The organism is Pirellulales bacterium (assembly GCA_019694455.1).
Taxonomy (GTDB): Bacteria; Planctomycetota; Planctomycetia; order Pirellulales; family JAEUIK01; genus JAIBBY01.
The window spans coordinates 1-11449 of the sequence record JAIBBY010000084.1 but is presented as its reverse complement, the minus strand read 5'-3'; the positions used below and the strand labels follow the sequence as shown (position 1 = coordinate 11449).

The following is an 11449-nucleotide window of genomic DNA, read 5'->3' as shown; positions in this document are numbered from 1 at the left end:
CGGGCGCGCGGTGCTTCTACCTTTCGCATGGCGCGCCTGAACCGGCCCGTTCTTTGGCGCGGAAAGGTAGATCGTGGCGCGCGTGTTCGACATAGATGCAGCAAATTTGGAAAACGTATTGCGCGGCGCGCGCAATCTAATCGATGACCTGCGCGACCGTACTACGAGAATAGAGAACCCCGCTCCCCTATCACGCATCCGACGTTCGCGTGAGAGCCTGTCGGGCGGTTCTACTTTTGAACTTGTCGCAGAGTTAGAGCGGATCGGCTTCAACGATCAAAGCGGCGTTGTACTTCTCGCATGCAACAATGCTGCGTCCGTAGCTGATTTTGCGGCCAAAAGCACTAATTGCAGAATCCTGTTCACGGCGCGATCCATGCGGCGGTTGGAATCACTTTACGAAATTTGGACACTGCTTGAACAACTCCGCGCGGACGCGGACAGTGAAACAAACGCCCAAAGCTTGCGCGGATATGTGACCGAGTTTGAATTGGCGGCTGAGAGGCTTCGCAAATCGTTGGATTGGAACCCCAGTAGCTTGAGTACGATATCCTTTGCAGTGTTACATGCAAACGGACGAGCGCGCGAACAGGTTCAAGAGATTTTGCGCGCGATAATGCGAGTGAGTTTCCCCGGCAAGGAATCTGTACGTTTCGGAAGGGCGCATGTCGATGCTTGGCCGGAGGACAAACGCGAATCTCAAGTGCGTGGAATCACAACGATTAACGTCTATGACTCGCCCCCGACCGTGGCGAGCGAAACCGTTGTGACCGACGCGGCGCAAGCCAAGATCGAGGCGCGGCCCGAGGGGGATGGCGAGACGGACCAGCGGCCCGAGGCGCTTGTCGGTTATCTGGGCGGCGCGGCCCTGGCCGACGCCCTTGGCGTGCATCTCACACAGCGCTGCGCATTCGATAGGGCGCTAGGACGCCAGCGGCGGAACCTTTGGGATTGTTGCCGTGAAGTCAGTAACCCCGAAGTGAACAGCCCCAAGTATCTGTATCGCGCGGACTCGCCGAAGCTGCTAGACATTGCGGCCAAATATCGAACCGCGAAATCCGTCTGACATTTGTCGGACGGCTGTCGGACAGCGGCTTTTTTTCGCTTTTTCTGGCCGTGATTTGCCGTCTCTTTCCGTCCGACATTTGTCGGACGGCTGTCTTTTGGCAACCGCAATTGCGCGCTCTTTGCCAAAACGTCGCCCATGCAAGCCGCACTTCGCGGCCTGCGACCAATCGAGGCCATTCCCATGAACGTCAACATCACGCGACCTGTTTCCCCGCCTGCCCCCAAGCTGCTGCTGACCCCGCGTGAGGCGGCGCAGGCCATCGGCGTGAGCACGCGGACGTTGTGGAGTTGGACCGACAGCGGCCAGCTACCAGCCGTGCGACTCGGCGCGCGATCGGTGCGCTACGCGATGAGCGACCTGGAAAACTTCATCGCGGCGCGGCGGCAATCGGCCTAGCGCTCTTCTCTCGCGGGGGTTCGCCAGCAAAAAAAGCCCGGACGCCATGCCAGTAGCGCCGGGCCAAATGGAGTATCGACGTAATGGATTGTACCAAACCCGTTCAAACGCTGTTGTCGAAGCTGCGCGATGCCAAACCGTCCGGCAACGGCTGGATAGCGTGCTGCCCGGCGCACGAAGATCGTAGCCCCTCATTGTCCATCACTGAGGGGGATGATGGGCGAGCGCTCATCAAGTGCCATGCGAAATGCACCACGGCGGCTATCTGCGCCGCCTTAGGGATGAGCATGTCGGACCTGTTCGCGGACTCGCGCGGCAAGAAAAGTGGCAAGTCGCAATCGCAATCAGCGCCCATGCCGAAAGGCGAGCGGTTCGCCACACTGGCCGGCGCCGTCATCGGATTGGGGCAGCGGCTGGGTCCAGTGTCCCACCAATGGGAGTACCACAACGCCAACGGCGAGATCGTGGGCGCGGTGCTGCGGTGGAATCTGCCCGATGGCAAAAAGGAAATCCGCCCAGTGAGCCGCTATGGCGCTCTCCTCTGGGTAGCGTGCGGGATGCCGGACCCGCGCCCACTGTATCGGCTGACGGACCTGCCCGACGCGACTCGCGTCTACGTTTGCGAGGGGGAAAAAGCGACTGACGCAATCCGCGCTCTCGGTCTGGTGGCGACTACTTCGCCACATGGCGCCCAGTCGCCCCGTAAAGCCGACTGGACCCCATTAGCGGGAAAGGAAATCATCATCCTGCCTGACCATGATTCGGCTGGCGCAGATTACGCCGGCAAGGTGGCGTCGATCCTTGCGAGACTGACGCCGGCCCCGGTGGTCAAGCTGGTCGAGCTACCCGACCTGCCCGAGGGCGGGGACGCGGTGGAGTTCGTGGCGGCCCGCGCGGCGGCCAGTGCCGACGACCTGCGGCGGACGGTCGAGGACTTGGCTGACGCGGCGGAAGTCTGGGCGCCATCGCCCTCAACCAGAGGTGACAAAAAAGGACAAGGCAAGCGCGAAGAATCGACGCCATCAGCATCTACGACGCTGGTCCAGACAGCTATCGCTTACGGCGCCGAGTTGTGGCATGACGCCAACGGCGAGCCGTTCGCTTCGATGCCCGTTGGTGAACATGTCCAGTCGCACAAGCTGCGATCCCGCGCCGTGAAGCAATGGCTGGCCCGGCTGTATTTCCATGCGGAGGAAAAGGCGGCGAGTAGTCAGGCCATCACGGACGCCATGAACGTCCTGGAAGCGAAAGCCCTGTACGACGGCGCGGAACATCCAGCGCCGTTGCGATTGGCCGAGCATGAGGGGCGCATCTACATCGACCTGGCCGACGCGAGTTGGCGCGCGGTGGAAATCGACGCGACCGCCTGGCGCGTGGTGGACAATCCCCCCGTCCGATTCCGGCGAACGAAGGCGATGCTGCCCTTGCCCCTGCCGGAACAAGGGGGCGCGCTCGACGCGCTGCGCGATTACGTCAACGTCGATGCGGCTGGCTGGCCCTTGGTGGCGGCCTGGCTGGTCGCGGCGGCCCGTCCCACTGGCCCCTATCCAGTGCTTTGTCTGAGCGCCGAGCAAGGGAGCGGCAAGACGACGGCGGCAAGTTGTCTGCGCAAGCTCATTGACCCCAACGGCGCCGAGTTGCGAGACATGCCGCGCAATCCGCATGAGTTGATGATTGCAGCTACTAATGGCTGGGTAATCGGCTATGACAATCTGAGCGTGGTCCCTGGCTGGTTGAGCGACTGTCTTTGTCGATTGGCCACAGGCGCCGGTTTCAGCGCGCGGCAACTGTACTCCGACGATGAGGAAACGATTCTGGCGGCGACGCGCCCCGCGATGCTGACCGGCATTGAGGATTTGCTGGTGCGGGGGGATTTGCTCGACCGCGCCCTGTTGGTGAACCTGTTGCGGATACCCCCCGATCGGCGCCGGACGGAACGCGAGTTTTGGAAATCGTTCGATGCGCAGCGACCGCGATTGTTGGGCGCGCTGTTGACGGCGGTTTCGACCGCGATGAGGCGCCTGCCCAACGTGCGGCTAGACGAACTACCCCGCATGGCGGACTTCGCCGAGTGGGCGACAGCGGCGGAACCGGCGCTAGGACTGGCCGACGGCGAGTTTCTGCGGACCTACAACCAGAATCGACAAGCCGCCAACGAGTTGGCCATTGAGGCTTCGCCTGTCGCGGGTGCCGTCTACCTGTTGATGCAGGGTGACGAAGTATGGACGGGCACAGCCAAAGAACTACTGGCCCAGTTGGAAGCGATGGCGGATGAGAGCGTGAAGCGGCAACGTGGCTGGCCCGGCACGCCCAAAGCTCTGGCTAACGCCCTGCGGCGGCTGGCGCCGAACCTGCGCGGCATGGAGATCGACGTGGACCTGACCCAGCGCAGCGCGGATCGGCAACGGCGGCGGCTGATTGTTCTCACAAGATTTTGCCTGCAAACAAGTGCCCGCATCGTCCAACGTACCCGCAACGCGGACGATGGCGGGCACGTTGCGGACGATGCGACGGGCGCAAGTACCCGCTGGGAATCCGGCAACAAAGAGAACGCGGCGGCAAGCAACGGAAGTGCGGACGATGCGGGCACGTTGGACGCAGAAAAGCAGACGAAATCTTTTGGTGGGCGAGTTGCGGACGATAGCGGGCACGTTGCGGACGCAAACGCGGCCCTGTCGATGGCGGCTGACGACGCTGTATGGGGGGAGATATGACGCTCGACCAGACACTAGCCGAGGTGGCGCGCCTAAGCGTTTGCTTGTCGGCGCGCGAAGATCGGTTGCGGTACTTCCCCAAAACCTTGCCAGCGGAATTGCTGTCCGGTCTGGCTGCGCACAAAGCCGAGTTGCTTGATTTGCTCTACGAATATGACGAGCGCGCGGCAATCTACGAGTACGACGGCGGATTGTGCCGTGACGACGCCGAAGCCCTGGCCCGGCTGGAAATTTTCGGTTGGGCGCGAAAATCGACGCCACAGAATCGCGTCTAACGCGATATCTCACGCGCCATCGACTCTAACATCGACCGCGACAACCGCCCCTTAGAGCGCAAATTTGGTTTCTGCTTATTTCCGAACCGCATTAAGATGCGAGTTCATCACGAAGGAGAACAGCGACATGGCCAGCGTATCGAAGCGGCCCAACGGCACGCGGTTTGTCCAGTTCACGCTAGGCGACTCGCGCCCCACAATCCGACTCGGCAAATGCTCACAACGCGATGCCGAGACAGTGGCGCGCCACGTCGAAGCCCTGTTGTCGGCCAAGATCAACGGCGCTATCGTCGCCCCCGATACAGCGGCCTGGCTGACGACGGTACACCCCACACTCAAAGAGCGATTGGCCCGCGTCGGATTGATCGAGACGGAATCCCCGCAAGCCTTGGTGACGCTAGGGGAGTTCATGGCCGACTACATCGCCAGTCGATGCGACGTGAAGCCCGCGTCGAAAGTGGTTTGGGGCCACACGCATAGAAACCTACTCGACTACTTCGGCGCTGGTCGCGATATCCGCACCATCACGCCGGGAGACGCGGACCAATTCAAGTTGCACTTGGTAGGCGAGAAGCTGGCCCCGACCACGATCAACAAGCGATTGCAATTTGCGCGCGGTTTCTTCCACGCCATGCGGCGCCGGCGACTCATCGACGAAAACCCTTTCGATGGCGTGCGGGCCAGTGGGGGGAACATCCGGGATCGACAGCGATTTGTGACGCGGGAGGAAATCGACCGCGTACTAGCGGCCTGCCCCAACATCCAATGGCGCGTGATTGTGACCTTGGCCCGCTATGGCGGATTACGTTGCCCTAGTGAAGTGCTGAGCCTGAAGTGGTCGCATATCGACTGGTCGGAGAATCGAATTACGGTTCCATCGCCCAAGACGGAACATCATCCTGGCCGAGAGCAACGCGACTTGCCGCTATTCCCCGAGCTACTGCCGGTGCTGCTAGAGGCGTCCGAAGCGGCCCCCGAGGGCGCCGTCTACGTGGTCGATGAGCGATTCCGCAAGGCGGCCCTTGGCCCGGAAGGCTGGCGGAATTGCAGCTTGGGAAGCCGGTTCAAGCAAATCATCGCGCGCGCCGGTCTAAAACCGTGGCCCCGCCTGTTGCACAATCTGCGGGCCAGTCGGGAGACGGAACTGGTCGAGCGGTTCCCGATTCAGGAAGTGACCCGCTGGCTTGGCAATTCGCCCAAGGTGGCGCTGGAGCACTATCTGGTTTCTCACAAGTCGCACTTTGAAGCGGCGGTGAGGGAACCGACTGGCCAGCTAGCAAGCTCGCCAAACAAAGCGCTGCAAAATGCGCAGCACGCGGCGCACGAAAGTACCCGAAACGGGGTGAACCCAACCGGGGGGGCGCCCCCAAATGCAGCGCTTTTTCCCGGTATTTCTGAACCTAACTCGTTACTGCATAAGGACTTAGCGGAGAGGACAGGATTCGAACCTGCGGACCGGTTAACCCGGTCACGGGTTTAGCAAACCCGCGCTATAGACCACTCAGCCACCTCTCCTAATTGGACCCGCGCCGTGCCGCGGCGCCTTGCGGCAACCGTCGGCCTTGCGAGGGCCTTCTATTCTAACGCGAAATTCTGCGGCGATAAGCCGGCTTTCGCAAGTCGTTTACGTCCCAAATTTTGACAAGACTGGGGCTATTCTCAAAGACACCATTTTTGTCCGCCGGTTCGCCAATTGGGACTTTCCCAAGTAGCGGCGCGGGCCGGATTATCACGAATATCGGCCCGGCCGACGCCATTCGCCAACCGGCGTCGCCCGGTAAGTATACTGGACGCTCCGCACATCGGTTGCGCCATGGATTCGGCGAAAGTTCCCGCGTTTCGCATTTCTTCGATCGTTCCTTGGCGCCAACATGCGTAATCACCTGATCCTGGCGGCATTCGTGCTCTTATTCTTGTCGACGCCGGCCGTATCCACCGACGCCGTGAATCATGCCGCGCTCGCCACGGCGCTGAACTCGATCCAAGAGCCCGACCTCAAGCACCACGTGCAAACACTGGCCGACGACACCTTTGAAGGGCGCGAGGCGGGCAGCCGTGGTGGCCGCGCCGCCGGCATCTACCTGGGCAAGGAGTTTCAAAAACATCGTCTCGCGGGCGCGGGGAGCCAAGGTTACTACCAATCGTTCGGCGGCGGGTATCGCAACATCCTGGCGCGCTTGGAGGGGAGCGATCCGGCGGCGCGCGACGAGGTGGTAATGGTCAGCGCGCATTACGACCATGTGGGCTATGGCAACGCGCAAAACAGCTACGGCCCCACCGGCTACATCCACAACGGCGCCGACGACAACGCCAGCGGCGTGGCGGGATTGTTGGAAATGATCGAAGCGCTGACGCTGCTGCCGACGCCGCCACGGCGCACGATTGTGTTCGCGTTTTGGGATGGCGAAGAGAAAGGGTTGCTCGGCTCGAAGCATTGGGTGTCGTCGCCGACCATTCCTTTGTCGCAGGTGGCATGTCTGGTGAATATGGACATGATCGGCCGCCTGACCAACAACAAGGTGGAAGTCTACGGCACGCGCACCGCGCCGGGACTGCGGCGCCTGGTGGCGCTGGGCAACCGCGAAAGCGATCTGCGGCTCGATTGCACCTGGGAGATGATCGACAACAGCGATCATTTTCCGTTCTATGAGCGCGGCATTCCGATCTTGATGCTGCACACCGGATTGCACGGAGATTACCACCGGCCGAGCGACGATGTGGAGCGCGTGCAGTTCGCCGGCATGCAGCGCGTGTCGCGCCTGTTGTTTCAAACCGTTTACGAACTGGCCAACCGACCCGATCGCACGCGGTTTCGCCAGCGGTCGCGCGGCGAAGGCGTGCCGGCCCAACAACAGATCGAACGCCCGCTGTCGGCCTTGGCGGGCCGCTTGGGCGTGCGCTTCGACCCCACGGCCGACGCCTTGGCGGGGGTGAAAGTAACTGGGGTCGACGAAGACGCGCCGGCTGATCGCGGTGGCATGCGCGCAGGAGATCGGATCATCGAATTCGCGGGGACGCGCGTCAGCGACGTGCCAACCTTGCGCAAGCTGGTTTGGGCGGCGGAGAGCCCGACGACCGCCTTGGTCACGCGCCAAGGGATCGCCGAGCCGCTGCCGCTCAAGTTGCAATTGATTGGCTCGCCCGTGCGACTAGGCATCACCTGGCGCGAGGACGACGCCGAGCCGGGAGCGATCATCGTCACGCGAGTGGTGGACGGCACGGCCGCCAGCATCGCCGGCATGACGGCCAACGATCGCATCTACGAGGTGAACGGTCAGAGCTTCGCCGACGCGACGGAGTTCCGCAAATTGATAGCGGAGTCGCAGGGCGCCGCAGTACTCACGGTCGATCACGGCGGACAAATCCGCTCGGCGACGGTCGAGATGCCGGGCCGGCAGCCCGCCGCCGACGCGGCCGCCAGCCGTTTGCCTGGCAATCGGCGCGGCTAGCGCTGGCCGTCGCTTTCGATGCGCGGCGCGGCGGAGTCGATCACAATGGTCTTGCCGCCTGCGATTTGCTTGTCGGTTTCGAACTGGCGCAGCGCTTGATCGGCCAGCGCCTTTTCGAGCGCTTGTTGCTGTTCGACCTCGACCAGCCCATCGGTCGACAGGTCGGAAGCCACGCGTACCCGCGCTCGATTGAGACTGACCTTGTCTTGAATGATCTGCTCGATCTGCCCGAAGTTGGTAGTGATGTCAAAGTCGAACGAGCTGGCGAGCTTGGCGATCTCGGCTTCGGCGCGGGTCATCTTGAGTTCCGACTTGTGCTGAGCGATGCGCTGGCGGACTTCGCTCAGACGTCCGGCGGCGAGTTTGATCTTGGCCACATTGTTGGCGTAGGCGCGTTCCTGCAGTTCTAGCTGCGACTCGTTGTCGGCGATTTGATCGCGGAGGCGGGCCAGTTCCAGGGCGAAGCGGCCGGCGGTGTCGCGCTCGCCCGCGGCCAGATAGGCTTCGACGCGGGCGGCCAGTTCGCGCTCGTGCGACTTGTCTTTGGTCACTTGGCGGTTGACGCGCTCGATGAGCGCGCGGTACTGCTCCAGCCCCTCGCGGCCACCTTGCAGTTGCTCGACCGCCAGGTCGTATTCGTACTGCATCTGGCCGATGGGGTCGGCGGTCCAGACCAGATTAGCGAGCTTGTTGGCCTGGGCCTTGAACGTGCGCCAGAACTTGTCAACGATCACGAGTAGGTCCTTTCGATCGGCGCGGAGACAGGTGCGACGCAACATCGGCGCGGCAACCTTGTTCGTCGCGCTTTCCGCTACTATTAACGTGGCGGATAAACCAGCGCGCAGCAAGCCGCTGGGCGCTGCGCTGGCGCGCGAATGCGCCGCCTGTGCTGGCTGTAGGGCGCGGCGTTTGCACCAAACGGGCCGCGCCACGATAATCAGCCGTGCCGCCGCGCGCGGCCATTCCTTTCCATTTCTTGAGAGGCAATCCATGACGGAAGATCCCGACGAACTCATCTCGGTCTATCGGGCGGCGGAAGTGCCGGAAGCGTACCTGGTGAAGAACCTGCTGGGCGATGCTGGCATCGAAGCGCAAGTGACCGAGCCGAACGAGCCGCTGGCCGGCCTGCCGATCGTGCCGGCCGACGTGCTGGTGCGCCGCCGCGATTTGGCGCAGGCAGAGGCGTTCGTGCGGGAGTACGACGAAACGAAGATGGAGCGCGCCGAACGACCCGATTGGAAGTGCCCGGCCTGCAACGCCACGGTGACCGGCGCCTTTGACGAGTGCGACGTCTGCGGCGCGCTGCGCCCCGGCGTGACTGAATAGCGCCCGCGCTAGCCCGAAATCGGAAACGGCGCCACGCACAATAGCGGAAGCGCCAGCGAGGCCAGCCCCAGCACGTAGCGGCCCCAGCCAATTGGCTGCTGGTCGTTGCGCGTGGGGGGATGGTCGGCGCCGAGGAACATGATGAGCAGCAGCATAATCATCCATTGGTACGCCTGCGCCAGCACGATAAAGGCCATTACGGCGAACAGAACTAGCCGCGCCAGCGTCCAGGCGCCGCGGCCAAAAAGCGCGTAGGCAACGTGGCCGCCATCGAGTTGACTGATCGGCAGCATATTCAGGCCGGTGACGAACAACCCCACCCAGCCCGCCATCAAGAGCGGGCTATCGCTCAGCGCCATGCCCGGCCCTAAGTCGGGGTGATACCAGCGCATGAGCACATGAAGCAGATAGGGCGCGTTGAAATGCGTGCCGCTGCCATGCACCACCGGGATCACGGTGGCCTGCATCACGCCGATGATCGTGACCGGCAGCGCGATCACCAGACCGGCGAGGGGCCCGGTCAGGCCGATATCAAAGAGTTCCTTGCGATTGGCCTGCGTCCCTTGCATGCCGATGACGGCACCCATGGTGCCAAACAGGTTCGGCATCGGGATGAAGTACGGCAAACTGGCCGCCACCCGATAGCGCATCGCCTGCAAGAAGTGCCCCATCTCGTGCGTGAACAGAATGCCCATCACGCTCAACATGTAGAGCGCGCCGGTCCACCAGTTGTTGGCGATCGTCTCCCAGAACAAGCTGGGGGCCTTGATAAGGACCGGCAGAAAACTCTCACTGTCGAAGACGCCGGCCAGAAAGGTCGTCACGCAGGTGGCAAAAAAGAGCGCGACCGGCAGGGCCACGCCACGCCCGCGATGAGCGTGCTCTTCGTACTCCCATTGGTCGGGATCTTCGCCTTCGGCCAGCACCTGGGCGGCGACGGGGGTCTCGTGCCATTGCCGCCACTCGGGGGGAGGGGCGGGACCAGTGGGCTGGTCGGCCAGTCGGTCAAAATCGAACGAGCGATACGATCTTTCTTCCACGCCAGCCTCTGACTCTGGTTCCAAATCCCTCAAACGGCCTTTGCGGGCCGTGTGCCGCGGTCGCGCCTTCCACTGGCACTTCGTAATTCTACGCAACAACTTGGCAACAGGTCGGAAACCTTGCCGCCGCCGAGAGTTGGGCGTGGCGTGCTGGTGCAGGGGCCATTTTACCGGGCAAAGGGTCCGGGCCGAAGCACCGTTTTTGTACAAACCGCGCCAGACGCGCCGACCGGCCGAATTGACCGCCGTCGGTTTTCGGAGCAAATTGCGAAAACAGGGGGTGGACTCCGAAAACCCCTTTCCGAAAACGAATGAGAATCGCGATTCTGTTTTCGGAAGATTCTGGTGTGTCACGGCTTGCGCCGCGGCGGCCACACAGGATTGGCGGGAGGGTTTTCGGAGTTTTTGGAATGGAGTGTCAAAACACGCGCGCAATTCGCACGAAGCGGCAGTTGGCGTTTGTTCGCGTTAAGTTTCACTTTCGCAATGGGTTAGAGCCGTGCGTTGCGCGGCAGGCAGGCGGGGGTTTTCGGAGTTGTCGGAATGGGGGTAGTGAATAGTGGTCAGTGGCTAGTGGTCAGGGAAGGAAGAACCGCAGAGGCGCGGAGACGCTGAGGGGGGAAAGTTGTTGAGGAGGGACGAAGTAAAACCCCCCTCACCGCGACCTGCGGTCGCTGCCTCTCCCCCTACTGCGTGGGAGCGAGGCGGAAGAAGGGGAAGAACCGCCGAGACGCGGAGACGCTGAGGGTGCGGGAGTAATCGGGGGCAGTGGCGACCGGCCACCGCCCGACTCCAAGGTTTCCCCGCAAGCGCAACGAGGCGAGTGCGCCGACTGATCGGCGGTCTCAAACGCTCGCTATCCACTAACCACTAGCTGCTGTACGCGATGCAGCCGGCGCAGACGGTGCCGGAGACATCGCCGCGAAGGTGCTCGGCGCGCAGGGCGCGGAACGGGTCGCTGTGCCAGGCCTCGGCGAACGAAGTGGTGGTGAGGTCGCCCATGCTGAAGCGGCCGTCGTGGTCGAAGCAGCAGGCCGACAGGCGGCCATCGAAGGTGATGTGCCCCTCGGTGAAGATCGACCAGCAAGGGATCGGTTCGCGCATGGCGTCGAGCCGGCCAGGGTTGCCGGCCACGGGGCGCGTGCCGCCGGCGCCCGCGGTCAGACCGGCCTGTCCATAC

The 11449-nt window shown here is 62.7% G+C and carries 9 protein-coding genes, 1 tRNA gene and 1 pseudogene; 7 read left to right on the top strand and 4 right to left on the bottom strand.

Features of this window, described 5'->3' with window-relative positions:
* The first annotated feature begins 73 nt into the window (after positions 1 to 73).
* The 5 genes and pseudogenes from K1X71_20060 (at position 74) to K1X71_20040 (ending at position 5673) form a co-directional block, all read left to right on the top strand.
* Positions 74 to 1066 carry a hypothetical protein gene (locus K1X71_20060; protein ID MBX7075443.1) on the top strand — a complete coding sequence of 331 codons (993 nt, stop codon included), beginning with the start codon at positions 74 to 76 and terminating at the stop codon, positions 1064 to 1066.
* 183 nt (positions 1067 to 1249) lie between these two features.
* The gene (locus K1X71_20055; protein MBX7075442.1) at positions 1250 to 1465 is read left to right on the top strand and encodes a helix-turn-helix domain-containing protein; all 216 of its coding nucleotides are present in this window, start codon (positions 1250 to 1252) and stop codon (positions 1463 to 1465) included.
* Between the two features lie 83 nt (positions 1466 to 1548).
* A complete protein-coding gene (locus K1X71_20050; protein ID MBX7075441.1) occupies positions 1549 to 4179 on the top strand; it encodes a hypothetical protein in 2631 nt (876 codons plus the stop codon).
* Positions 4176 to 4454 carry a hypothetical protein gene (locus K1X71_20045; protein ID MBX7075440.1) on the top strand — a complete coding sequence of 93 codons (279 nt, stop codon included), beginning with the start codon at positions 4176 to 4178 and terminating at the stop codon, positions 4452 to 4454. Before K1X71_20050 ends, K1X71_20045 begins: the two co-directional genes overlap by 4 nt.
* A gap of 127 nt (positions 4455 to 4581) precedes the next feature.
* Positions 4582 to 5673, top strand: a pseudogene (locus K1X71_20040) (tyrosine-type recombinase/integrase).
* Positions 5674 to 5881: 208 nt separating this feature from the next.
* Here K1X71_20040 and K1X71_20035 read toward each other — a convergent pair.
* Positions 5882 to 5969 (bottom strand) — tRNA-Ser (locus K1X71_20035).
* 356 nt (positions 5970 to 6325) lie between these two features.
* Here K1X71_20035 and K1X71_20030 point away from each other — a divergent pair.
* Complete coding sequence (locus K1X71_20030; GenBank protein MBX7075439.1) at positions 6326 to 7903, top strand: M20/M25/M40 family metallo-hydrolase; 1578 nt, start codon at positions 6326 to 6328, stop codon at positions 7901 to 7903.
* Here the strand turns inward: K1X71_20030 and K1X71_20025 are convergent.
* On the bottom strand, positions 7900 to 8637 hold the full coding sequence (locus tag K1X71_20025) for a PspA/IM30 family protein (GenBank protein MBX7075438.1): 738 nt from the start codon (positions 8635 to 8637) through the stop codon (positions 7900 to 7902). The two genes, K1X71_20030 and K1X71_20025, sit on opposite strands and share 4 nt — an antisense overlap.
* Before the next feature lie 256 nt (positions 8638 to 8893).
* Between K1X71_20025 and K1X71_20020 the strand changes: the two genes are divergently transcribed.
* Positions 8894 to 9229 carry a DUF2007 domain-containing protein gene (locus tag K1X71_20020; protein ID MBX7075437.1) on the top strand — a complete coding sequence of 112 codons (336 nt, stop codon included), beginning with the start codon at positions 8894 to 8896 and terminating at the stop codon, positions 9227 to 9229.
* Between the two features lie 8 nt (positions 9230 to 9237).
* Here K1X71_20020 and K1X71_20015 read toward each other — a convergent pair whose 3' ends face one another.
* Positions 9238 to 10269 (bottom strand): site-2 protease family protein, encoded by a 1032-nt coding sequence (locus K1X71_20015; protein MBX7075436.1) that lies wholly within the window; start codon positions 10267 to 10269, stop codon positions 9238 to 9240.
* Between the two features lie 870 nt (positions 10270 to 11139).
* Positions 11140 to 11449, bottom strand: a 310-nt coding sequence (locus K1X71_20010; GenBank protein ID MBX7075435.1) for an SPASM domain-containing protein, incomplete at its 5' end; no start/stop codon positions are given.

Coding starts and splice junctions, on each gene's coding strand:
- K1X71_20055 (MBX7075442.1), top strand. CDS start 1,250: ATGAACGTCAACATCACGCGACCTGTTTCCCCGCCTGCCCCCAAGCTG.
- K1X71_20050 (MBX7075441.1), top strand. CDS start 1,549: ATGGATTGTACCAAACCCGTTCAAACGCTGTTGTCGAAGCTGCGCGAT.
- K1X71_20045 (MBX7075440.1), top strand. CDS start 4,176: ATGACGCTCGACCAGACACTAGCCGAGGTGGCGCGCCTAAGCGTTTGC.
- K1X71_20030 (MBX7075439.1), top strand. CDS start 6,326: ATGCGTAATCACCTGATCCTGGCGGCATTCGTGCTCTTATTCTTGTCG.
- K1X71_20020 (MBX7075437.1), top strand. CDS start 8,894: ATGACGGAAGATCCCGACGAACTCATCTCGGTCTATCGGGCGGCGGAA.